The following is a 23,357-nucleotide window of genomic DNA, read 5'->3' on the forward strand; positions in this document are numbered from 1 at the left end:
AAATTCAGTGCAAGCAAAGAAGTTACGTGGGGGCTCAACTAATAATCAGTCGAGGATGAACCCGCCACTGATTAAAGTTTCACTTTATGATAGTAGAAAGGATTTGCATTATGACTAAAAAAATGACACGAATGACGCAATTTGTAAAAGAAGAAATTGCAAATGCAATTACACATGGTATCGGTGCCATTTTAAGCATCCCTGCCTTAATTATATTGATTATTCACGCCTCTAAGCATGGTACCGCATCTGCTGTAGTTGCATTTACGGTTTATGGTGTAAGCATGTTCTTACTGTACTTGTTTTCAACATTGCTACATAGCATTCACCATCCAAAAGTAGAAAAATTATTTACTATACTAGATCACTCAGCTATTTATTTATTAATCGCTGGCACATATACTCCTTTTTTACTTATTACGCTTCGTGGACCATTAGGCTGGACGTTACTCGCAATTATATGGACACTAGCAATCGGGGGGATCATCTTCAAAATTTTCTTTGTACGTCGTTTTATCAAGGCATCAACGTTATGTTATATCATAATGGGATGGCTCATTATCGTTGCTATTAAACCACTTTATGAAAACCTAACTGGACATGGTTTTTCACTACTTTTAGCAGGCGGAATTTTATATTCTGTAGGGGCTATATTCTTCCTTTGGGAAAAGTTACCTTTCAATCATGCCATTTGGCATCTTTTCGTATTAGGTGGTAGTGCGATGATGTTCTTCTGCGTACTCTTTTACGTCTTACCTACGGCATAATAAAAAAGGTTTCAGCTTAATGTAAGCTGAAACCTTTTTTTATTACTTATGTAATTGCGATGCGATAACATCCTGTGTATGCTTCGTTAATTCTTTAATATCCATATTCGCATACTCTTCAGGTGTAATCGGTTTAGAAATTATTACTGTTGCACGAGCTGGCTTCATACGGTTTCCATTCGCTTCAAACATTTTATATGTCCCATCTAATGTTACAGGTAAGATTGCTACACCAGATTTTACAGCAAGGTGAAAACTCCCAGCCTTAAACTCTCCAATTTCGCCACCCTTACTTCTCGTTCCTTCAGGGAAAATTACGATAGAATGCCCATTCTTCAATAGTTCAATACCATCTTTAATCGCTTGAAGTGATTGACGACGATCGCTACGATCCATAAATACACAATTCATAAGTTCCATCCAAGTTGGTACAACCGGGAACTTTTTAATCTCTGCCTTTGAAACGAATCCAATTGGTTTATTTAAATAACCTAGTAAAACAGGGATATCCATATTACTTTGATGATTACTTACAACTAGTACTGGCTTGTCTTTCGGAACATTTTCAAGTCCCTTTACCTCTACTGTGGAACCAGCTACACGTACCATTTTCTTACCAAACCAATTTGTCGTTTTATACACAGCATTATCTTTCTCTTGTGGCGACATCGTATTTACTTGTTTTTTCAGACGCCACATTCTCGGTGTAATCGCAATTACGATTAAAATTAAATAAAAGATTTTAAAAAACGTTTGAATCATACAGAACCCCCACCTATTATCATTCCGACCTTCATTATACTAGACAAACGAAGGAAAAAGAAGAAAAAATGTCCAAACAGCAAGTGTTTGGACATTTTTAAGTATTCTATATTAGAAACGTTTTGCTAATTCACGAGCATTAGCAATTGCTGCTTCTTTAATTTCTTGTGCTTTTTCAGGGTTTGCATTCATACCTTCAACTGCAATATATTCAGTATCATTTACACCGACAAATCCTAATACAGTTTTTAAGTGATTGCGTCCGAAGTCTACAGCTGCGTATGCTCCTTCAGAATATACGCCACCTGTTGCTTGAATGTGAAGTGCTTTTTTACCTTCTAATAAGCCAACTGGACCATTTTCAGTGTATTTGAATGTTTTACCTGCGATTGCTACGTTATCTAAGTATGCTTTTACTACTGGTGGGTAGCTAAAATTCCACATTGGAGTTACGAATACATAACGATCTGCATGCATAAATGTTTCTAAGTTTGTGTTCATTGCTGCAACTTTTTGTTGTTGAGCTTCAGTTAAAGTTTCAAAGCCTTCACCTGCTGCAAATTTACCCCAAGCAGCGAATACATCTGCATCGATTGCTGGTACTGTAGTGTTGAATAAATCAATTGTTACAACTTCGTCTTGTGGATGTTCGTTTTTATAAGCTTCGATGAAAGCTTCCCCTACTGCCATTCCGAAAGAACCTTCTGCTGAATTTGGATTTGCTGTAATAAATAGTACTTTTGTCATTGTATTCTCTCCCTTTTCTACACTTTATCTTTAATTTGAGATTTATAATTTGAAAGTAAATAACTTACCTTATGTAAGTATAATACAAAAAGTTGTGTTCGATGTCAATAAAAAATAGCTACTTTTTTTTCGTAAGTTAATGATTTATTTTGTTTCCTTAAAATTTAGTATACAGATATTAAGAATTCTTTCGTATAAAAAGGCTAGCTCTACAAATTATAGAGCTAGCCTTTTATTACATATTATTTTTGAAATACATGTTTTACTTTTTCAGCTGGAATATTACTTCCGCCTCTACCTTTTACATCTTCAATCATCATTGTAATGACCATATTTGGTGAATTTAAATCAAATGCAGCGAACCAGCCTAGTTCTTTTCCTTCGGCCTCTTTGGATACTTTTAATTCCGCTGTACCTGTTTTTCCAGCAAGTGTCATGCCATCAATTTTAGCAATTTTCCCAGTACCATCTGGATCATTAATTACTTTCGTCATAGCAGTTTTCAATATATCTTGATTTCCTTTAGAAATCACATTCTCTTTCCAAGCTTTTGGTTGTTTATCTGTTTTAATGATATACGGTGATGGAATCGTTCCATCGTTTACAATCGGCGCATACGTTAACGCTAAATGAAGAGGTGTCATTAACACTTGGCCTTGTCCGTATCCTGTATCTGCCATTTGAATATCATTTTTAATACCATCATTTGCGATTTTAGAAGCAGGGAATCCATATTCAATTGGCAGTTTCTCATCGAATCCGAATTTTTTCGCTTCACTCATAAATTTATCTTTCCCTATTTTCAAAGCTTCTTGTGCGAAATAAATATTATCCGAGTATTTCATTGCCTTATCAAAATCAATCGGGTTTGCATCTTTTACACGCGTTACATAATAATTACCCCAAGAAGAATCTTTCGTCCATTTCAATCCTTCAATTTTCAACTCTTCTTTCGGATCAATTGTTTTCGTTTCAAGACCGATTGCAGCTGTAATTGGTTTAAATACAGAACCTGGAACCGATAATTGTGTAAAACGATTCGTCATTGGTTTTTTTGGATCATTATTTACCGCATCACGTTGCGCTTTTGACGCTCCTCTTGTGAGAGTATTTGGGTTATAAGCTGGCGTGCTTACAAGTGCAAGTGTTTCTCCTGTCTTTGGATTGATTGCTGCACTTGAGCCTACCTCATTTTTCATTTCATTATAAATTTCGTCTTGAACAGCACTATCAATTGTTAAAGTTACATTTTCCCCATCAACAGCATCTGTTTTTGCTAAATTTTTAATTTCTTTTCCTTGTGCATCTTCTAAAAAGACACGGCCACCTTTTTTACCGCGCAGCTTTTCTTCCAGTACTTGCTCCAAACCTGCTTTACCTACTGGATCATCCGCTTGATAGCCTTTCTTTTGTAGCGTTTTTAAATCTTCAGCATTCACTTTTCCGATATAACCAGTAAGATGTGCTGCTGCTTCTCCTAATGGATATGAACGAACATTTACTGGTTTTGTTGCAACACCCGGTAAATCAATGTACGTATTTTGCGTTGCCCCTTCAGGCAATATTCCCATTGGTACAAGGTAATTTGGTTTTACCCATTTAGCTGCTAGTTTTTGATCAATTTCCTCAACAGACATATTTAGCAACTTCGCAACCGTTTCTTTTGTTTGCGGAGCTGTATCCCCTAGTTCTTCAGGAATCAATCCAATTTCAGAAGCTTTACCATTTACCGCAAGATATTTACCGTTACGGTCATATATTTCACCACGTTTTGGTTGCGTCGTTTGCATACGCACTTTACTATCTTTCGTCATACCTGGGAATATAAAATCAGGAGTCCAATCTATTTTCCAAGATTCTTTATCTCCATCTTTTTCTTTCACCATTTTTGCTTCATGGCCAAAAGTAATTTTACCACCAACTGTATCCATGCTTACTTTAAAAGGAACAGGACCTTCATCTTTTTTATCTTCTTTTACTTCCCCTGTTTCTACTTTTAAATCTTTCACTTCAATACCAGAATAAATCTTTTCATATTTCTCAGTGAATTCTTTCTTTGAAATATCTTTTTTTGCCTTTTCTGATAATTGATCATACATATCTGCAAATTTTTGTTTATTCCACGCTTTTGTATATGTATCAAACGCTTCTTGTGGTTTTTCTTCTTTACCGCATCCAACTAACATGAACGTTAAGCAAAGAAAAAGAATCCCCCATATCTTTCTCAATCGATTCTCCTCCTCTTTCTATAGGAATACTTTTGAAAATTTTAGCATTTTTACATGCTAGATTTCATTATAGCACTATTGAACATCATCTATAAACTTATATTAATGAATACAAATAAAAAGATTGATGTGAATACCACATCAATCCTTATTATTATTGTTGCTTCTCATATACATGATAATAGTACGTATACGGATTCTTTTCATCCGTTAAACCTTTTTCAACAAAAACTTCTTTCCAATTTGTCATATCCATTTCTGGGAAGAATGTATCTCCTTCAAATGCATGATGGATTTTTGTTATATATAACTTGTCTACATAAGGTAAAAAGAGATCATAAATTTGCGCCCCGCCAAAAATAAAGATCTCTTCTTCATTTTTGCATAGCTCAAACACTTCTTCTACAGAATGAGCAACTTCACAACCTTCAACTTGATACCCTTCATTGCGAGTTACAATAATATTACGTCTTCCAGGCAGTGGTCTACCAATCGCTTCATAGTTCTTTCTTCCCATAATAAGCGGATGACCCATCGTTGTTTTCTTTACGTATTGTAATTCACTTGGTAAACGCCAAGGTAAATTATTATCTTTACCAATTACTCTATTCTCGTCCATTGCGACCATAAATGAAACTATCATCTTTTCATCTCCTCTACAATTACACTGCAACTGGTGCTTTAATTGCTGGGTGTGGATCATATCCTTCAATCGTTAAATCTTCCATTTCAAAATCAAACACAGATTTCACATCTGGATTTAATGTAAGTTTCGGGAATGGACGTGGTTCACGTGCCAATTGCTTTTCTACTTGCTCAAAATGATTCGTATAAATGTGTGCATCTCCAATTGTATGAACAAATTCTCCCACTTCAAGTCCGCATTCATGTGCAATTAAATGTGTTAGTAGTGAGTAACTTGCAATGTTAAATGGAATTCCAAGGAATATATCTCCACTTCTTTGATATAGCTGACAAGAAAGTTTGCCATCCGCTACATAAAATTGGAATAGCGTATGACAAGGTGGTAATGCCATACTTGGTACATCTTCAGGGTTCCAAGCAGAAACAATTAGGCGACGTGAATCTGGCGTTTTCTTAATCATTTCAATTACATCTGTTAATTGATCAAGTGTCTCACCAGCTGTCGTTTTCCAAGCACGCCACTGCTTACCGTATACGTCTCCTAAATAACCATATTTATTTGAGAAATCATCATCTTCTAGAACGCTCTTTTTAAATAATTCCATTTGCTCATCGTACTGTACTTTAAATTCCTCATCTTGTTGTGAGCGAAGACCGAAATCTGTCATGTCAGGACCAGTATACTCGTCACTTTCTACCCAGCTCTTAAATGCCCATTCATTCCAAATGTTATTATTATGCTGCAATAAATAACGAATATTTGTATCACCTTTCATAAACCAAAGCAGTTCACTTGCTACAAGACGAAACGGCACTCTCTTTGTCGTTAATAAAGGAAAACCTTTACTTAGATCAAAACGCATTTGATATCCAAATACAGATACAGTGCCTGTCCCTGTACGATCTTCTTTCTTCGTACCGTGCTCCATTACGTGACGGCATAAATTTAAGTATTCATTTTCAGCATGTTTCATATGTAGTAAAACCTTCTTTCAATCGTGTATGAAATTTATCATAACATGAAAAATAGTAAATTTAATCATCCTAATCAATAAAAAATATTTCTATATTAACAGAATTCTACCCCTTTATATTTTTACAAAAGGTAAATTTATAATCGCCTGATCCTAAATCCTTTTCAATGTTATGTTCTGCTTTCCAATTCGTTTCGTCTATCCGCAATGTAGCGCTTGTATTTGGTGGTACAGAAATCTGTAGAAAGGCTTGTTCATTTTCTACACACCACTCAATCTTAATTTCTCCATAAGCTGTCTCACGTTTTACTCTAATCCATTCTAAATTCGAATCAAAATGCGGTTGTACATAAGAATGTTTATATGCAGGCTTTGTTTCATCCACTTCTAATCCAACAATATAACGATATATCCAGTCAACGATAGAGCCATATGCGTAATGATTGTAAGAATTCATACTATCATTCCAAAGTGTTCCATCCTCTTTCACGCCATCCCAGTGTTCCCAAATCGTTGTGGCCCCTTTTTTCACTTGGTATAACCATGATGGATAATCTTCATGAAATAGAAGCTTACAAGCAAGGTCATGGCGGTTAAACTTGCTTAATATTAAATTTAAATACGGTGTTCCTATAAAACCAGTAGTTAAATGATTTTTACTTTCTTTTAAAAGCTCAATTAACCGATTAAATACTTTCTCCTTCACATTATCTTTCACTAGTTCAAAAAGCAGTACTAAAATATGGGCTGTTTGGGTATTTGAAATTAACCTTCCATTCGGTGTAACGAATTCATTTTGAAACGCTTGAACAATATTTCCATGTAACTCTGCATAAAACTTAGCATCTGTATTTTCACCTAAAATCTCAGCAATTCTTCGTAAAAGCGATGTAGAATACGCATAAAAAGCCGTCGCAATAAAATATTTGTCTGTTCCGCCTTCAAATACATCTGGTTTCGTATCTAATGCAAGCCAATCTCCTAAATGGTAACCTGTATCCCATATATACTCATTCTCACCTTGTGAACGTATGTAATCTATATATTTTTTCATGCTTTCATATTGTTCTTTTAAAATCGATACATCTCCATAATGCAGATAGTGAACCCATGGACAAATAATTGTTGCATCACCCCAGCCTCCAGAAGTATCCAGATCAAAATCCACTCTTTTCCCAAACGCATCTGGTATAACTAAAGGCACAGCTCCGTTTTTATTTTGGTCTAGCGATAAATCTTGAAGCCATTTTTTAAAGAACAATTGGACATTCATAATTTGTGTAGCGGTCCCAATAAACATTTGTGCATCTCCGGTCCAACCAAGTCTATCATCTCGCTGCGGACAATCTGTTGGCACATCAAAGAAGTTCCCTCTTTGAGACCATTCTACATTATGGTGAAGTTGATTGATTAATGGATTGGACGTTTCAAATTCAGTTACTTTTTCCATATCCGTATGTAATACAATCCCTTCAAAATCTGCTATTTGAGGTGACTGAGTTAATCCACTTATTTTCACATATCTAAAACCTTGATAGGTAAAATGAGGTTCAAACGTTTCCTCCTCTTCTCCTTTTGCTATATACACTATTTTTTGTTTTGCCTTTCGGAGATTTCCATTATAAAAACTACCGTCTTTATTTAATATTTCAGCATGATGTAATTCTATTTTTTGTCCAATATAAACATGACGGACTGTAAAACGCACCCAGCCTACCATATTTTGTCCCATATCAATGAGCCATTCGTGATTAGGTAGGTTTGAAATAGAGATAGGTTTTATAATTTTCATTTTACGAATCGATTCGTTTTCTTGCGCAACAATTATTTGTTTAGAGTGCTCAATTACTTCAACATCTTCTAGCTCTTGACCACTTTTTTCTAGCCTAGCGTCATAAACTTCTCCTCCATAAATTTCCGAATACAATATGGGGCTTGGGGTTACCTTCCATGTTTCATCTGTTACAATTTTTTCTTTCGTTCCATCTTCATACGTTACATGTAATTGAGCAATTATTGCTCGCCTTCTCCCGTAATAATTACGTACATGATGCATTGTAATCGGCCCTTTATACCAGCCATTTCCTACCATTGCAGAAATATCATTTTGCCCAATCTTTAATACATGCGTTATATCATACGTTTGATACAATACCCTCTTATCATAACTTGTCCATCCCGGGGTAAAATAACAATCTCCAATACGCTCTCCATTTATAGAAGCCTCGTATAATCCTAAACTTGTGATATATAAACGTGCTTTTTTAACTAATTTTTTAATAGAAAAGCTTTTATGAAAAGACATAACCTGCGTTCGCTCTTTTTTCGCAGCAATCCAGTTTCCACACCAATTGTCTTTCCCTTGTAATCCAGTCTCCCAAAATGCTACTTCTGACCATGGCGACTCTTCTTCATGATTATCCCATGCCTTCACTCGGTAAAAATAGCGTGTTTCCTTACTATATGAAAACGAATTGATTGGTATATATAAACTTTGATCTGTTTCTACTTTCTGCGAATCAAATACTATAGTTTTAAACTCTCTATCCTTCGCAACCTGCAATTGATACGCAAGTTGTTTTACATTTCGGTTACCCGACTCGAGTTGCCAACTAATTTTAACAACTTTCGAATCTATACCTATCGGATTATTTTTATTATCACAAAGCAATTTCTTTATTGTTAGCACACTGCTTCACCATCTTTTCTAAATCTTAATTTAAATTAATTATAATGAAAATAAAATTCTAAATAAATAATAATTTCATTCTTCCTTACAAAATTATTAACTTTCCATAATTAAAAAGGGTTTCATTTTCTATTACCGAAAGTATAGTGCGGTAGAACAAAAATTATATTTGGAGGTTAGAAGTATGTCTAAAATTGAAACTCCTGTTATGGCTTCTTTACAAACAACGGTTGAAAAAATGATGAAAGATTTAAATGTTCCCGGTGCTGCTGTGGCTGTTATAAAAGACGGCGAAGTTATTATTTCAGAAGGATTTGGCTATCGCAATCTAGAGACGAAAGAGGCTGTTACACCGAGTACTCGGTTTGCAATCGGTTCCTCAACGAAAGCTTTTGGCACACTTTCATTAAGTTTGTTAGCACAGCAAAAAAAGTTTAATTGGGATACTCCAGTCCAGTCTTATATACCTAACTTCGCTTTATCTGAACTACTTGCTTCTTCACAAACTACAGGACGAGATTTAGCTTCTCACCGTACTGGGGTCAGTCGCCATGATGCTCTTTGGTACAGCTCTTCTTTAACCCGAAAAGATATAGTAGAAAAAATAAAACATTTATCACTTGATGCACCGTTCCGCACAGCATTTCTATATAACAACTTAATGTATGCAACAATTAGCTATATTGTAGAAAACATTACAAATCAAACATGGGAGCAATACGCTACAGAACATATTTTAGAACCTTTAAATATGAGACATACAAACTTCTCTGTTACAGATTCACAAAATACAGATGATTATGCTTTACCTTACATCGAAAATGACGGTGAAATAAAAGAAGTTCCATTCCGTAACATCGATACAGTCGGCGCTGCTGGTTGTATTAATTCTACAATTGAAGATATGGCCAATTGGGTCCTTCTTCACTTAAACAAAGGAAAGTTTGGAGATCATGAATTAATTTCTCCTGAATTATTACAACAAATGTATACACCGCACAATTCAATTCCAGATCAACCAGTTTTATCACTTCCTGAATCTCCATTAAATAGTTACGGTCTTGGTTGGTTTATTAGCGCTTATCGTGGTAATAAGGTGATTCATCATGGCGGTAATATTGATGGATTTTCAGCGCTTGTTTCATTCATACCAACAGAAAACATAGGCCTTGTCATTTTAACGAATGCTGGAGGCACATTACTGCCTACTTATCTCGCTAATCAAATTTATGATGAACTACTTGAATTAGAATCTATTGATTGGCATAAACGTGCTGTAGAAGATACCGAAAAAATGAAAGAAATGATGAAAGAAGCAACTCAATCCATTCCTGAAAAAATTAAGGGGACCACACCTTCTCACCAATTAGAGGATTATACTGGTACTTTCGAACATCCTGCATACGGAACATTACAAGTATACAAGCGAGATGATTTATTATTTGTACAATTTATGGAGATGGACATTCCATTAGCGCATCATCATTACGATGTCTTCTCTGCAAAAGTTGACTTATTTCAAATGAAAATGAGTTTATTATTCGCTTATGAAATGAGTGTGAGTGGTGAATTTCCATTCCTTCAGTTACATGTGCCAGCTACGCTAAGTACTCAGCCACTTGCATTTAAAAAAATGAAATAAATTTTTAATAGAGGGATGATAACACTTCCCTCTATTTTTCATTAAAATTCACATCCAAATAAAGGATAATACGTAAAAGATACAGAATTCTATTATTCAACTAATTAAATTATTAGGAGGAAAAGCCTTGTACGCAGAAATTTTTAAAGAAGTTGTTTCAATTACTCATCACGATTATTCAGGTTGTATAGATAAGAAAGGATGGGACGATCCTACTACAGGGCTTTCTATTATAGATAAAGGCGAAGGAATGTCCGGAATTGGTATACAACCGCATATACATATCCCGTGGACTCCGAGACATATACAAGAAGATGTAGATTTAAATTTAGCATTACAACTGCTTCAAAAAGAAGAATGGTAAAAAATAAAGGTAGGTGCGAACCACACCTACCTTTTCTATTTCATATTAATCTTTTCTGGTTGAAACCAAATTGGCTTTAATAGCTCAAAATCTTTATGATCCTCTAAAACTATAGTAAGACGCTCTAACGTATCATCTAACATATGCGGTGCTGCTCGTAAAGACCAAACAACTGAAGAGAAAACTGTCATTCCAACGTATACTGCATATAGTTTCCAAAACTCCTCTGGTATTCTCCCATTAAAGTATCCTTCTATTTGTCCGATTGAATACGGAATACTAATGTCCCTTGCAAATAGCGCAATTTTTACGAAATCATGAAGTGGATCGCCCCAATCGTAGCCATTAAAATCAACCACTCCTACATATTTTCCATCCCGTACAATTATATTTTCTAAATGAAAATCATCGTGTTGAAATCGATTTGGGCGGTTTTGTAAATATATTTCATTTTCATCTATAAACTTAATGATTTTATCATCATTTTTTATTTTTATTTTTATTCCGCATGTTTTGTATGCCTCTACATATTTTTGATGTTTTTTCATGGCTCTTTCATACCATGGAAGTATAACATTAGGAGCTTCATATGTATGCATTTTTGCTAAATCTTTTCCTGCCTCTATACCAATTTCATATTGTTCTTTTGGTGAATACGTAGGCAATAGCTTCTTCGCATCTTCCCCTTCTAAATATGAAAAAATGCCATAGCATAAACCTTCTTCTACCAACAAACCCATTTCAATTGGTTTTTGTGCTTGCACACTACGTTTTTGCATTTCATTTAAAATTTGAAACTCTATTTTCTTTCTTTCATACTCTTTTATATCGCCTGTCCGCAATAAATATTTTTCATTATTCGCATTCGTAATTACATACTTCTTATCAGGTGAGAACCCTTTGGAAATTTCTTCAATATTCACTGCATCTTTTACTATTTGTATATTGTTTTGCCCTGCTGTAATTGTCTCCATGTATATTCCCCTTACATTTCTACATTTGGTGTATACGCTACTTCTATAATAAACCCATTCGGATCATAAAAATCAATCGTATAGTACTCATCTGAATAATGATTCATTTCAATCGGACCACGTATTACTTTCACTTTCGCACTAGAAAGAAACTCCGCTACCTCATCCACCACTTCTCTTTTAATAGCTTGGTAACAAATATGTCTAGGCCCTAACGTCCTTACGATTTCCTCGTCTACTTCTTTAAAATATATTTCGCTTTCTCCTGTACTATATGATACTTCATTCAACTTTCTCCATCCAATTATGGAAAACAACATATCGTAAAAAGAAATGGATGCCTCTAAATTTGCTACCCAAAATTCAATATGATGAATACCTGCTCGAAGTGTCTTCATATTAAGAATACGCCCCTTGTACTACTTGCACAATTTCCATCGGCGTATGAACCATAAAATCAGGTGCATCTTTTTTCACTGTTTCAATGACATCATATCCCCAAGATACCCAAATTACGTTCACCCCTGCCTTTTTACACGCTGCTACGTCTCGCTGTTCATCACCGACATATAACATATCTTTCTCTGTTATTTTTTTCGATTTTAAAAACCTTTTTATCATTTTATCTTTACCGAACAAATTTTTAGAACAATACACTTCTTGTATATTTTCTATATCATTATTGTGTAAAAATGCCCGAATATGCTCTTCCGAGTTTGATGAAATAACTGCAATTCCATAGCCTTTTTTATGCAGTTCATCTAATACTTCCTTCATCCCATGGAACAATATAAGATCTTTTATGGCGGGTTGATACAATTTATAAAACTCCAGCGCTAATATCGGTAATTTATACAGTGGTACATCGAGTTGTTTACATCTCTCTGGCATCGTTAATTTACGTAAATACTCAATTTCTTCATCCCTTACCATTTTATATCCGTGCTTTTCAGCAAGTTGATTATAAATTGGTACAAATATATTTTGTGAATCTACTAATGTGCCATCAAAGTCAAAAACAATATATTTTTGCATTCCCATACTCCCTTTGCTTCTTTTTCCTAAACCTATTTTATTCAACAACATATTCGTCTTACCCTTCTATCAACATAAAAAAAGAACAAGATTTTCTCTTGTTCTTTTTAAGAAAGCCATTTCGGCGGCACATTCGTATTCCAATAAATATTTCCTAATTCATGATGCCCATTGTATCCATCATCAAAACGATGATAATGGAAATTAAAATAATAACCATCTTGCGGTGGATGATCTCTTCTTACATGAAATCGAAGTAAATCATTTCCTGATTTCGTATCATAAACGTGAAAAATCTTTTCATTATTTCCACCAGCCGGTCTTTGAGAAATCGCTAATGATTGTAACGACTCCTCTGGTACATCATTTGCCAGTTCAGCAATTGCCTCTTCGATTTTCGGTAATATTACATCTTTAAACTCATCTTCAATTACTGGACCAATTTTAGTACCAAACTTTTGCATTGACTGCTTCTCTGCTTCCTGCATTGCATAAGTAATAAAAGTATCGGTGGTTAACCTGTCATTCGTTTCTTCATATGTATAGGACGTACTCTCCAAATTTTGTTGCCCAGCTGTGCTCGTAGGCTTGTCCGCAGCTTTGGCATTATCAAGCAATATGGAAGGAGGCGTCACTAAACCAAATGTAAATACGGTAATTAATGCGACTAAGGTTTTTCTAAACCAATTTGGCATTTATGTTCCCTCCCCTTTCACTCATTATATTTTATATAACGGTTGTTTCTTCTATTATACAAAATGATTGTAATTTTTGCACTTTACAATTTTGTTAACGTTCACATATTTTTCACTTGAATATGAAATTGTAAGATTTCATACAATATAAATACAACCACAATGAGGAGGCAACCAGATGACTTTAGATTTCATGTATTCCGCCGCAAGCATACTCGTTTTAGTATATTTTATTTATCAATGTGTGACAGATTAGAAAAAGAGCAGTTTTTCGGCTCTTTTTCTATGGTAAAAATACAATCCAACCAATCCATACTATAAAAATAATCCCGGCAATTACAGCTGGTAATAAATAAAAATGAGAAAATATAACTATTCCATATAAAAGTAGTACCGGAAATAATAAATAGCGATCTGCTTTCCATCTTAACAATAGTAATTTCCCTTCATCACAATATAAATGAAGAAACATTTTTTTCGTAAATTCATTCCAATAATCGCGCGCATAACGAGAAATTGCAACTAAAGCAAATACTAGAATAATAGCTGCAATCCACCTCGGACTCATAATAATACTTACAGTGCTTATACATACAATTTGAATATAAAATATTCGTGCACTACTTGTACGGAAAAATTCTTTTAAAAAGGATTCGACAATACGAGAATCCTTTTTCTTCCCTAAAAACTTTTTAGACCGCGGAAACATCCACGGTTTTTTATTCGAACTACTCGGTTTAGCCGCATGACCACCAACTTGCATAATTCCACTCGTCCAGCGCATACTTTCTTCTTTCTCTTTCTCAACTTCTTTAAAAAAGCAATTTTTATAATTTAATTTTTCATTTATCAATACGATAATTAGAAAAACTGCTAGACCGATACATAGTATAGAATAAAATGGATTTTTATAAATAAAAAATAGACTCACTCCAAAAAAGGATAGACTTATAGAAAACATTACATTTTTTATAATCCATAGTAGCCATCGTTTCCCCACACGTACATGAATAAATCTCGTTAATAACGACAACATAAATCGAAATACAGTAAAGAATAGCCAAAATAATACGACTTGTACCATCGTTACTCCAATACTTTTCAGCAACACTGGTAACATAGCAACTACTACCACTACATTCGTTATCGCTATTCGAATAAACGTATATGTCATACCATACTGGATTAACTTTTGCATGTTAGCGGGATACGAAATTAAAAATAAACTATCCGCTTGTTCAAAAAATGAGCGAACTCCTCTTGCATATGTAATCACATAAAATGCGAGTAGGCCTAACCCGAAATAAACTGTCTCTCCTATCGATAGTTCCTCCATCCATAGTGAACGATAATAAATCCCCATAAATATAAGTGCCGGAATAATAATATATAGCGCAACTGTCCAATCCGTTATAGAACGTATGGACTTCCATTTACGCCCCAGTTCATGGCGCAATCTTTTATAAAATTGTTGTTTAATCATGTTGTTCACGCCTTACAATTACATCAAAGCAGTCTAATAATGAACTCCCTGGCATTTCCGCTAACGTTTGGATTGCTTCTAAATGTCCATCTGCGACTAATGTACCTTGTGAAATGAGTAAAAATCTCTCACAAATTCTTTCAGCTGTATCTAATACGTGCGTACAAAGTAAGATCCCTGCCCCGCGTTCTTTTTCTTTATATAAATAACTTAAAAACTCTTTCGTAGCTACTGGATCTAAACCGATAAAAGGTTCATCAATGATATAAAAATCCGGTTCAGTTAAAAATGCCAAAATGAGCATCGATTTTTGTTTCATACCTTTTGAAAACTTTGATAAATACTCATGTTTATGTTTATCCATTCGAAATATATGTAATAACTCTTCCGCTTTCCTTTCCCAGCTTCCTACTTCGTTGTCGCGAGTAGCCATTAATAATTCAATATGTTCCCAGAGCGTCAAATAATCATAATATGTCGGATGTTCCGGCACGTATGCATAAGGATTTTTCTTTTCACCGAATGATATTTCACCATTTATATTTACAAGTAAACCGAGCATCGTTTTAATCGTCGTACTCTTCCCAGCTCCATTCGCACCAATAAGTGCAACTAATTCACCTTTTTCAATTGAAAAGGCAATATCATGAATTGTCTTTTCCCCTATATCATATCCGGCAGAGCGGATATTCACTTCTAACATACATTCCCCTTCTTTCCATTTCCAATACAATCAAGGAAAAGAATAACATATAACTATCTATATATCATTATAAAATATTTATTTTCGTTGCAGGAATAAATACTTTTTAACAGAATATTTAATGTTTGATTATATTTTATTGGAGTGAATAATATGTCTGTTCAAATTCGTGAAGCTACGATAGGCGATATAGATGCACTTTGTTCTTTAACATCAGAATTAAAGGGTTCCTCTATTTCCTATGAAGATATGAACAACCGATTGCAATTCGTACAAATGAGTCCGTTTGATTTCTTATATGTTTATGAGGAAGAAAAGACTATATTTGGATTACTTGGGTTTCGTATACGTGAAAATTTAGAAGATGTAACTCGTTATGGAGAAATTTCAATTATTAGTGTTGATTCTACAATACGGAGGAAAGGCATTGGACAAGTGTTAATGGATTATGCGGAGCAATTAGCAAAGACACATGATTGCATTGGCACATGGCTAGTCAGTGGAACAAAAAGATTAGAAGCACATCCTTTTTACAAAAAATTAGGATATGAAGTAAATGGATATCGATTTGTAAAACATTTTTAAACTACTTTTTAATGGAAAGGACTATAACTATGACAAACATCGAAGCAATTTTTATTGATCGTGACGGTACAATTGGCGGTGACACTACAATACATTACCCCGGATCTTTTACATTATTTCCTTTTACAAAAGCAGCCCTGCAAAAACTAAAATCTCGAAATATAAAAATTTTCTCTTTCACAAATCAGCCAGGTATCGCGGATGGGATAGCAACTGTAGCTGATTTTGCACAAGAATTAAAAGGTTTCGGCTTTGATGATATTTACGTATGTCCTCACAAACACGGTGATGGTTGTGAATGCCGTAAACCAAGTACAGGTATGCTGCTCCAAGCAGCTGAAAAACACGGGATTGATTTAACAAAGTGCGCTGTAATTGGTGATCGCTGGACCGATATCGTTGCAGGAGCAAAAGTGAATGCAACAACGATTTTAGTACGAACAGGCGCTGGATATGATGCTTTACATACGTACCGAGACAAATGGGCACATATTGAACCAAACTACATTGCAGAAAACTTTGAAGATGCTACAAATTGGGTTTTAAATCAACTATAATACAAATTAAAAAAGACGTTTTCACAATGAAAACGTCTTTTTTAATCTTATATTTTTTTAAAACGTTAATTCATAATGGAAATAACGATTATCTCTCAAATAACCATTTTCAGCGTATAATCGCTGTGCTGATAAATTATCAATCTCCGTTTGTAATTTTACACCTTTTGCACCATTTTCTAATGCAAATTCTTTAGCAGCTTCTAATAATTTTTTACCTGTTCCTGCTCCGCGCTTAGTGGCTTGTACAAACAGATCATTTAATATCCATAATTCTTTCATCGAAATAGAAGAAAATGATGGATATAATTGTGTGAATCCAATATATTCCCCGTCTTCAACTGCCACGAAAATAACGGATTCTTTTCTCTCCATTCGATTTCGCAAAAATACTTTTGCTCCTTCTATATCAGAATCTTGTCTATAAAACATACGATAGTTATTAAAAACTGATGCTAGTCCATCTAAATCTGCAATTGTTGCCTCATATATTCTCATTTTACTCCATTCCCCTTCCAATACTGTCTCATTATATCCGTTGCCCATTTAGGCTGTAGAATTTCTTCTTTCGGCATAAATTCTTTCATTATCGGCTTTATATCCAATATAGGGGTGCCATCAATAGCATCTAACCCTTCAACAATAATTGATTTTCCTTCTCTTTTGATTACCTTTACAATTGTTGCTCCTATGCGATTCGGACGGTTTTTCCCACGCTGTGCAAAAATCCCTACTTTAGGATAATCATGATTATTTCTAGGATGTCTAGCAACATATTGAATTTGTTCATCAATTACTTTGTGAAAATAAAAAACTACTTCAATATGAGAAAATTCTTCAATCCCTTGTATACTTTCCTCTGTATACATTTCCGTTAAAGTAATATAGGATCTTACATCTCCCCACTCATCATCTTTTATTTCCTTTCTTTCATTATGTACAAATGCGATTGGTTGAACTGAAAACATACGCATTCCCCCTTAAATGTAACCACTTACATTATAAAATATTTTCTGAATGTTTTCCACACACGCGAACTAGGTTACATAATATAATTATAATCTATTTTGTAAAGCAAAATGAACTGCTTCAACTGCATGTATATGAGTTGTGTCGAATATCGGAACTGATACGTCTTCCTGCTTTATTAATAATCCTATTTCTGTACAACCTAATATAATTCCTTGTGCCCCTTCTTGTACTAGCTCTTCTATAACTCTTTTATAATATTCTCTAGATTGAGGTGTTATCTTTCCTAAACACAATTCTGTATATATTACTTCGTTTATCTTATCCCTATCCTTTTTTGATGGAACCATTACTTCTATATGATTTTCCTCTATGCGTAACTTATAGAAATCTTGCTCCATTGTATATTTTGTTCCAAGTAAACCAACCGTTTGAATATCTTTCCTTTTAATCTCTTTCGCAGTTGCATCAGCAATATGTAAGACTGGAATATGAATATTCTCCTTTATTTTCTCAACTACTTTATGCATTGTATTTGTGCAAATAATTATAAAATCTGCTCCGCCCCTCTGTAACGAATATGCCGCATTCCCTAATACTTCTCCTGCTCCATTCCAATCCCCATTAGACTGGAATCGTTCAATCTCTTCAAAGTCCACACTATGAATCATACATTTTGCTGAATGTAATCCTCCTAATCTCTCTTTTATTTCTTCATTTATGATTCGATAATATTCAGAAGTTGATTCCCAACTCATACCACCAATTAAACCTATTGTTTTCATTAAATAACACCAACCTTATACTATTTTTTCAAGCCAATCACAACATTTTATTATGTACATTATACATAATAAAGCAAGACTTTACGTTTATAAATGTAAAGTCCTGCTTTAACTATTTCCAAGGAAATTTTATAAGAATATTCTGAAATTATTTTTTGAATGTTTTTGTAAAATCTTCATATTGATAATGAAAACATTCTCGATACAACTGTTTAATTTCATCATATGATGGCACACGTGGATTATTTGCTGGACTTCCACTTTCAATTGCATCTGATGCCATTTTAGAAATAGCTTTTTCAAATTCAACCTCACCAATTCCATATTCTTTTAAATTTGGAATCCGAAGATCAAAACAAAGTTTTTTTATTTCTCCCAGTGTGTAGTCGGCTACTTCTTCATCACAATAGGAATACAAATCTTCATTCAAACAACGTCCTATGTCTGCTAGTCTTTTTACTGCACTACCTTTTGTATATTCTAAAACTGTAGGTAATAGTATTGCATTCGATATACCATGTGGTACATGAAATAACGCTCCTACTGGCCTTGACATTCCATGAACTAACGTAACAGATGCATTTGAAAACGCGATTCCAGCTTGTAAGGAAGCAATCATCATCGCTTCTCTTGCCTCCATATTATCTCCATCTTCATATGCAATACGTAAATATTTCATAATACTTTCAATTGCTGAAAGAGCAAGTACATCTGTAAGTGATTGTGAAGCTTTAGAAATATATGCTTCAACTGCATGACATAATGCATCTATCCCTGTTGCTGCTGTAATATGTGGTGGTACCGAACGTGTTAAAATTGGGTCAATAATTGCTAGTTGCGGGGTAAAACTTGGATGCTTCATCATCATTTTTACATCTGTTCGCTTATTCGTAATTACTGCTACACTTGTAACTTCTGATCCAGTTCCAGAAGTTGTCGGAATTGCAATAAGTGGTAGCGGATCATTGTCTATTTCCATATCCTTTTGGACATAATCTTCCACTTCTCCACCATTTGTATATAACACCGCAACTGCTTTCGCAGCGTCAATACAACTTCCACCACCAATACCGATAATAAAATCACACTTTTCTTCTTTACAAAGAGATAACGCTTCTAACACGTGTATATTTGTAGGCTCAGCATTTACTTTATTATATGTAATAACAGTAATACCTTTCTCATTTAGTTGTTGTATACACCTCTCAACATATCCTAAATCCTCCATAATTGTATCAGTAACTATGAACGCTCTTTTTCCACACTTCTTGGATTGTTCCCCCAGCTTTTCAAGCGAATTTCTTCCATATAATACAGACTTCGGCATACGAAACTCAGCAACTTCTTGCAAGTACTCCACCCCTTCTTACCCTACTTAACGTTTTAGTTTATAAAATATCAACTATATAAATCTTTACGATTCATATAGTTCCTATTTTTAATAAATTCCTGTTACTGTATAGAATGCGATAACTAAAAATACAGCAACCGTTTTCAAAATTGTAATAGCAAATATATCTTTATATGACTGTTTATGTGTTAATCCTGTTACTGTAAGAATAGTAATAATAGCCCCGTTATGTGGTAATGTATCCATTCCTCCTGATGCCATTGATACGATACGGTGCATAACTTCTAATGGAATATCAAATTGATTGGCTGCTGCAATAAACTTATCTCCCATTGCACTTAAAACGATTCCCATTCCTCCTGATGCAGAGCCTGTAATACCGGCTAAAATATTCGTCGTGACTGCTCCATTCACTAGAGGATTTGTGAATGTGGCAGAGATGCCATCTCTCATAATCGCAAATCCTGGAAGTGCTGCGATGACACCACCGAATCCAAACTCAGCTCCTGTATTCATCGTTGCAAGTAGCGCTCCACCAATACTTGTATTCAACCCAGCTTGAAATCCTGTTACTACTCGTTTCCAATATAATAATAACGTTGTTACTATACCTATAATAAGTGCCAATTCTACTGACCAAATACCAACTACTGCACTTAATTCTACTTTTCCAAAAGCCTTCATACCAATGGCCGAAAAATCAAAACCGTTCGGATACCACTTCGGTATCATAATAGTAAAAACTTTATTCATTACACCAACTAAAATAAGTGGTATAAAAGCAATCACTTGCTGTGCTCTTGTAATTTCAATACTTTTAAGTAACGGCATATCTTTTTGTTCTACTTGTAAAGAAGCTGCCATTTCAGTATTCCCATCGTTAAAACCAAAATATCCTTCACCTGCTTCTTTTGCCTTCTTACGTCTACTCTCTAAATATAGTAACCCTAACGTAAGTACAAAAATTGCTCCTACAATACCAAGTATTGGTGCAGCATAAATGTCCGTTTTGAAAAATGTTGTAGGTATTACGTTTTGAATTTGTGGTGATCCAGGTAGCGCATCCATTGTAAACGTTACTGCTCCAAGAACGATTGTTCCAGGGATTAAACGCTTTGGAATATTCGCTTGTCGAAACAACTTAGCTGCGAACGGATATACAGCAAATACTACTACATACACACTAACACCACTATACGTTAAAATAGCTCCCATTAACACAATCGCTAATATCGTACGTTTTTCACCAACTAACTCTATAATTGTCTTTGCAATAGAGTCTGCAATCCCTGACATTTCTACTACTTTCCCAAATATTGCTCCAAGTAAAAACACAGGAAAATATAGTTTAATAAAACCTACCATTTTCTCCATAAAAATATTCGAAAAGAAAGGTAACACAAAACTAGGCTCTGTCAAAAATACTGCAAATAATGCAAAAATCGGTGCAAATAAAATAACAGAAAACCCTCTATATGCTACAAACATAAGTAAACTAAGTGCTAATAATATAATAACTAGCTCCAATTATACCCCCTCCTTTAAACAGAAAATTCAAATTTTTATAGATAAACTTCTACTACTAATCTTTTGATTCTGACATCCCTCCTCTTATTCATACAAATTTTTCATGCTAAAAATGTCTAATTATACATATTCGATTACATAAGAAAAATCCCTTTAAACAGAAACGATTTCATCGTCATACGTTATAAAGGGATTTTTAGTCTCTATGTTTACTGCTTTATCAAACTATTTTCTAAACAAAAATGATGTAGTTCTTTTACATCCTTTACTATATGAGTCGCACCAACTTCAGTCAATTCCGTTTCACTACCATAGCCATATAATTATCTTTTTTTCTGAAAAATTACTTTTCCTATGTCACATACTTTCAGTTACAAAAAAAGATACATATGGTAAAGTAAAAAAGTTATAATTATTTTAATAGAAACTGGTGAAACAAATGTCAATTACGTTAATTCTTATAATGGCCTTTACAATTATAATTCACGCAGTCGAAACAAGTTCTTATAGTATTCGATTAGCAGGAGTTCGTTTGAAAAAGATTGCCGTTGCTTTATCTGTTGTAGGGATGGTATTACTTATTTCAAGAACATCAAACTTACTACAAGCCTTTTTAATCGGTGGAATTGTCGATGAAGCAAAATTAGATTCTTCTATTAATTTAGAGCATATTATACGACTTGTACTATTATCTGCTTCTATCGGTACATTACTTGCGATTTTACTATATCCAACTTTGACCAAACTATTTGGATACGTCATTCAAAACTTTGAAACAGACGGTTCTTTCATTCGAATGATGAAAACGAATAACATTCAAAAATTAAAGTACACAAAAAGATATGTACGGTTTCCAAAGTTAGAAATGATTCATAGACTACGCATTGGTGGTATCCCAAAGCGTATTATGCTTATTAACATGTTTGCTACTGCAATTTATACAGCAGGGGTTCTTTCTGCCCTTTATGCCTCTTTTCTAAATCCAGATTACGCAACAAATGCAAGTACAGCTTCTGGCCTTGTGAATGGTTTTGCTACAATTTTATTAACAGTGTTACTCGATCCACGTATAGCACTTTTGACAGAACGCGCTTTACAATCAGAAAATGGCGCTGAATCTATGAGTAAAATGTATGGCTGGCTAATGATATCTAGACTTCTCGGTACTTTACTCGCACAACTGTTGTTCGTACCAGGTGCTTACTGGATTTTATGGATTATTGAACTGATGCATTAATTTACTAGAAAGGTGGATTTATCAATGAAGATACAAACAGAGCAAGATATCGTTCGCTTAATAGAAAACGACGAATGGATGATGAATGTATTACAAATGGCCAAATCACTAGAACTACCTGATTGGTGGATTTGTGCCGGATTTGTTCGTTCTAAAATTTGGGATACTTTACATAATTACGAAGCTAGAACGGCTATGCCTGATGTTGATGTGATTTATTATGATAGTCTACATAAAGACGAGATATACGAACAATCATTAGAAACGAAATTAATAAATATTGATGCTACTATCCCTTGGTCGGTAAAAAATCAAGCTCGTATGCATGTAGTAAATAATATGCCACCGTATTCTTCTTCTGTTGATGCTATTTCTAAATTTCCTGAAACAGCAACTGCTTTAGGAGTTACGCTTGACGAACTAAACAACGTCATATTAACGGCCCCATGCGGGATTGAAGATGTGCTCTCATTACAAGTGAAACCGACAGCTCATTTTCTTGAATCGAAAGAACGAATACATATGTACAAAAATAGAGTTAATAAAAAAAATTGGCAAGATAAATGGCCTAATATTACAATCACTCATCCAGAAATTTAAAATAGAGCGCTTCGCATTATACGAAGCGCTCCTTCTTT

At 34.4% G+C, this 23,357-nt stretch carries 24 protein-coding genes and 1 pseudogene; 7 read left to right on the plus strand and 18 right to left on the minus strand.

The window, feature by feature from the left end:
- Nucleotides 1-110 precede the first annotated feature (110 nt).
- Nucleotides 111-767 carry a PAQR family membrane homeostasis protein TrhA gene (trhA, locus tag QCI44_RS17195; protein ID WP_016088061.1) on the plus strand — a complete coding sequence of 219 codons (657 nt, stop codon included), beginning with the start codon at nt 111-113 and terminating at the stop codon, nt 765-767.
- 42 nt (nt 768-809) lie between these two features.
- Here the strand turns inward: trhA and QCI44_RS17200 are convergent, their stop codons facing one another.
- From QCI44_RS17200 to QCI44_RS17225, 6 genes are all read right to left on the minus strand, one after another.
- Nucleotides 810-1,529 carry a lysophospholipid acyltransferase family protein gene (locus QCI44_RS17200; RefSeq protein ID WP_016088062.1) on the minus strand — a complete coding sequence of 240 codons (720 nt, stop codon included), beginning with the start codon at nt 1,527-1,529 and terminating at the stop codon, nt 810-812.
- Between the two features lie 111 nt (nt 1,530-1,640).
- Nucleotides 1,641-2,276 (minus strand): FMN-dependent NADH-azoreductase, encoded by a 636-nt coding sequence (locus tag QCI44_RS17205; protein ID WP_001991934.1) that lies wholly within the window; start codon nt 2,274-2,276, stop codon nt 1,641-1,643.
- Between the two features lie 242 nt (nt 2,277-2,518).
- Nucleotides 2,519-4,504: a penicillin-binding protein 3 gene (gene pbpC / locus QCI44_RS17210; protein ID WP_016088063.1), complete on the minus strand. Its 1,986-nt coding sequence runs from the start codon at nt 4,502-4,504 to the stop codon at nt 2,519-2,521.
- Nucleotides 4,505-4,658: 154 nt separating this feature from the next.
- On the minus strand, nt 4,659-5,147 hold the full coding sequence (locus QCI44_RS17215; RefSeq protein ID WP_016088064.1) for a dihydrofolate reductase: 489 nt from the start codon (nt 5,145-5,147) through the stop codon (nt 4,659-4,661).
- A gap of 19 nt (nt 5,148-5,166) precedes the next feature.
- Nucleotides 5,167-6,123: a thymidylate synthase gene (locus tag QCI44_RS17220; RefSeq protein ID WP_016088065.1), complete on the minus strand. Its 957-nt coding sequence runs from the start codon at nt 6,121-6,123 to the stop codon at nt 5,167-5,169.
- Nucleotides 6,124-6,229: 106 nt separating this feature from the next.
- Nucleotides 6,230-8,812, minus strand: a complete 2,583-nt coding sequence (locus tag QCI44_RS17225; protein ID WP_016088066.1) for an alpha-L-rhamnosidase — start codon at nt 8,810-8,812, stop codon at nt 6,230-6,232.
- A gap of 184 nt (nt 8,813-8,996) precedes the next feature.
- On the opposite strand from QCI44_RS17225, the gene QCI44_RS17230 reads away from it, so the two are divergent.
- Both QCI44_RS17230 and QCI44_RS17235 read left to right on the plus strand, forming a co-directional pair.
- Nucleotides 8,997-10,454, plus strand: coding sequence for a serine hydrolase (locus tag QCI44_RS17230; protein WP_016088067.1), 1,458 nt, complete (start codon nt 8,997-8,999; stop codon nt 10,452-10,454).
- Nucleotides 10,455-10,581: 127 nt separating this feature from the next.
- Nucleotides 10,582-10,818: a hypothetical protein gene (locus QCI44_RS17235; RefSeq protein ID WP_016088068.1), complete on the plus strand. Its 237-nt coding sequence runs from the start codon at nt 10,582-10,584 to the stop codon at nt 10,816-10,818.
- 35 nt (nt 10,819-10,853) lie between these two features.
- Here QCI44_RS17235 and QCI44_RS17240 read toward each other — a convergent pair whose 3' ends face one another.
- The 6 genes from QCI44_RS17240 to QCI44_RS17265 all read right to left on the minus strand — a co-directional run bounded on the left by QCI44_RS17240 (nt 10,854) and on the right by QCI44_RS17265 (nt 15,708).
- A complete protein-coding gene (locus QCI44_RS17240; protein ID WP_016088069.1) occupies nt 10,854-11,792 on the minus strand; it encodes an aminoglycoside phosphotransferase family protein in 939 nt (312 codons plus the stop codon).
- Between the two features lie 11 nt (nt 11,793-11,803).
- The gene (locus QCI44_RS17245; protein ID WP_016088070.1) at nt 11,804-12,190 is read right to left on the minus strand and encodes a VOC family protein; all 387 of its coding nucleotides are present in this window, start codon (nt 12,188-12,190) and stop codon (nt 11,804-11,806) included.
- Nucleotide 12,191: 1 nt separating this feature from the next.
- Entirely contained in the window at nt 12,192-12,827 is a 636-nt protein-coding gene (locus QCI44_RS17250) for an HAD family hydrolase (protein WP_033659829.1), read from the minus strand.
- A gap of 107 nt (nt 12,828-12,934) precedes the next feature.
- Nucleotides 12,935-13,522, minus strand: a complete 588-nt coding sequence (locus QCI44_RS17255) for a YpjP family protein (protein ID WP_016088072.1) — start codon at nt 13,520-13,522, stop codon at nt 12,935-12,937.
- A gap of 283 nt (nt 13,523-13,805) precedes the next feature.
- Entirely contained in the window at nt 13,806-15,005 is a 1,200-nt protein-coding gene (locus QCI44_RS17260) for an ABC transporter permease (RefSeq protein ID WP_016088073.1), read from the minus strand.
- Complete coding sequence (locus tag QCI44_RS17265; protein WP_016088074.1) at nt 14,998-15,708, minus strand: ABC transporter ATP-binding protein; 711 nt, start codon at nt 15,706-15,708, stop codon at nt 14,998-15,000. Before QCI44_RS17265 ends, QCI44_RS17260 begins: the two co-directional genes overlap by 8 nt.
- A gap of 153 nt (nt 15,709-15,861) precedes the next feature.
- On the opposite strand from QCI44_RS17265, the gene QCI44_RS17270 reads away from it, so the two are divergent.
- Together QCI44_RS17270 and QCI44_RS17275 are read left to right on the plus strand one after the other, a co-directional pair.
- Nucleotides 15,862-16,293: a GNAT family N-acetyltransferase gene (locus QCI44_RS17270; RefSeq protein ID WP_016088075.1), complete on the plus strand. Its 432-nt coding sequence runs from the start codon at nt 15,862-15,864 to the stop codon at nt 16,291-16,293.
- 29 nt (nt 16,294-16,322) lie between these two features.
- A complete protein-coding gene (locus QCI44_RS17275) occupies nt 16,323-16,850 on the plus strand; it encodes an HAD-IIIA family hydrolase (protein WP_016088076.1) in 528 nt (175 codons plus the stop codon).
- Nucleotides 16,851-16,907: 57 nt separating this feature from the next.
- Here the strand turns inward: QCI44_RS17275 and QCI44_RS17280 are convergent, their stop codons facing one another.
- The 6 genes and pseudogenes from QCI44_RS17280 to QCI44_RS17305 all read right to left on the minus strand — a co-directional run.
- Nucleotides 16,908-17,348: a GNAT family N-acetyltransferase gene (locus QCI44_RS17280; protein WP_033659681.1), complete on the minus strand. Its 441-nt coding sequence runs from the start codon at nt 17,346-17,348 to the stop codon at nt 16,908-16,910.
- Nucleotides 17,345-17,818 (minus strand): SAM-dependent methyltransferase, encoded by a 474-nt coding sequence (locus QCI44_RS17285; protein WP_016088078.1) that lies wholly within the window; start codon nt 17,816-17,818, stop codon nt 17,345-17,347. Before QCI44_RS17285 ends, QCI44_RS17280 begins: the two co-directional genes overlap by 4 nt.
- 87 nt (nt 17,819-17,905) lie before the next feature.
- Nucleotides 17,906-18,604 carry an aspartate/glutamate racemase family protein gene (locus tag QCI44_RS17290; RefSeq protein ID WP_016088079.1) on the minus strand — a complete coding sequence of 233 codons (699 nt, stop codon included), beginning with the start codon at nt 18,602-18,604 and terminating at the stop codon, nt 17,906-17,908.
- A 148-nt stretch (nt 18,605-18,752) separates the two neighbouring features.
- Nucleotides 18,753-19,955: an alcohol dehydrogenase EutG gene (gene eutG, locus QCI44_RS17295; protein ID WP_033659680.1), complete on the minus strand. Its 1,203-nt coding sequence runs from the start codon at nt 19,953-19,955 to the stop codon at nt 18,753-18,755.
- A gap of 87 nt (nt 19,956-20,042) precedes the next feature.
- Nucleotides 20,043-21,482 carry a GntP family permease gene (locus QCI44_RS17300; RefSeq protein ID WP_016088081.1) on the minus strand — a complete coding sequence of 480 codons (1,440 nt, stop codon included), beginning with the start codon at nt 21,480-21,482 and terminating at the stop codon, nt 20,043-20,045.
- A 209-nt stretch (nt 21,483-21,691) separates the two neighbouring features.
- A pseudogene (locus tag QCI44_RS17305) lies at nt 21,692-21,805 on the minus strand (HAD family hydrolase); the annotation flags it as partial.
- A gap of 116 nt (nt 21,806-21,921) precedes the next feature.
- On the opposite strand from QCI44_RS17305, the gene QCI44_RS17310 reads away from it, so the two are divergent.
- Together QCI44_RS17310 and QCI44_RS17315 are read left to right on the plus strand one after the other, a co-directional pair.
- Complete coding sequence (locus QCI44_RS17310; RefSeq protein WP_016088082.1) at nt 21,922-22,719, plus strand: lipid II flippase Amj family protein; 798 nt, start codon at nt 21,922-21,924, stop codon at nt 22,717-22,719.
- 24 nt (nt 22,720-22,743) lie between these two features.
- The gene (locus tag QCI44_RS17315; RefSeq protein WP_016088083.1) at nt 22,744-23,319 is read left to right on the plus strand and encodes a nucleotidyltransferase family protein; all 576 of its coding nucleotides are present in this window, start codon (nt 22,744-22,746) and stop codon (nt 23,317-23,319) included.
- Nucleotides 23,320-23,357: the final 38 nt, after the last annotated feature.

Source organism: Bacillus cereus group sp. RP37, from assembly GCF_040459695.1.
Lineage (GTDB): Bacteria > Bacillota > Bacilli > Bacillales > Bacillaceae_G > Bacillus_A.

Coding starts and splice junctions, on each gene's coding strand:
- QCI44_RS17290 (WP_016088079.1), bottom strand. CDS start 18,604: ATGAAAACAATAGGTTTAATTGGTGGTATGAGTTGGGAATCAACTTCT.
- QCI44_RS17265 (WP_016088074.1), bottom strand. CDS start 15,708: ATGTTAGAAGTGAATATCCGCTCTGCCGGATATGATATAGGGGAAAAG.
- QCI44_RS17200 (WP_016088062.1), bottom strand. CDS start 1,529: ATGATTCAAACGTTTTTTAAAATCTTTTATTTAATTTTAATCGTAATT.
- QCI44_RS17250 (WP_033659829.1), bottom strand. CDS start 12,827: ATGCAAAAATATATTGTTTTTGACTTTGATGGCACATTAGTAGATTCA.
- QCI44_RS17315 (WP_016088083.1), top strand. CDS start 22,744: ATGAAGATACAAACAGAGCAAGATATCGTTCGCTTAATAGAAAACGAC.
- QCI44_RS17310 (WP_016088082.1), top strand. CDS start 21,922: ATGTCAATTACGTTAATTCTTATAATGGCCTTTACAATTATAATTCAC.
- QCI44_RS17240 (WP_016088069.1), bottom strand. CDS start 11,792: ATGGAGACAATTACAGCAGGGCAAAACAATATACAAATAGTAAAAGAT.
- QCI44_RS17285 (WP_016088078.1), bottom strand. CDS start 17,818: ATGTTTTCAGTTCAACCAATCGCATTTGTACATAATGAAAGAAAGGAA.
- QCI44_RS17205 (WP_001991934.1), bottom strand. CDS start 2,276: ATGACAAAAGTACTATTTATTACAGCAAATCCAAATTCAGCAGAAGGT.
- QCI44_RS17280 (WP_033659681.1), bottom strand. CDS start 17,348: ATGAGAATATATGAGGCAACAATTGCAGATTTAGATGGACTAGCATCA.
- QCI44_RS17230 (WP_016088067.1), top strand. CDS start 8,997: ATGTCTAAAATTGAAACTCCTGTTATGGCTTCTTTACAAACAACGGTT.
- trhA (WP_016088061.1), top strand. CDS start 111: ATGACTAAAAAAATGACACGAATGACGCAATTTGTAAAAGAAGAAATT.
- QCI44_RS17260 (WP_016088073.1), bottom strand. CDS start 15,005: ATGATTAAACAACAATTTTATAAAAGATTGCGCCATGAACTGGGGCGT.
- QCI44_RS17275 (WP_016088076.1), top strand. CDS start 16,323: ATGACAAACATCGAAGCAATTTTTATTGATCGTGACGGTACAATTGGC.
- QCI44_RS17220 (WP_016088065.1), bottom strand. CDS start 6,123: ATGAAACATGCTGAAAATGAATACTTAAATTTATGCCGTCACGTAATG.
- QCI44_RS17215 (WP_016088064.1), bottom strand. CDS start 5,147: ATGATAGTTTCATTTATGGTCGCAATGGACGAGAATAGAGTAATTGGT.
- QCI44_RS17245 (WP_016088070.1), bottom strand. CDS start 12,190: ATGAAGACACTTCGAGCAGGTATTCATCATATTGAATTTTGGGTAGCA.
- QCI44_RS17270 (WP_016088075.1), top strand. CDS start 15,862: ATGTCTGTTCAAATTCGTGAAGCTACGATAGGCGATATAGATGCACTT.
- QCI44_RS17255 (WP_016088072.1), bottom strand. CDS start 13,522: ATGCCAAATTGGTTTAGAAAAACCTTAGTCGCATTAATTACCGTATTT.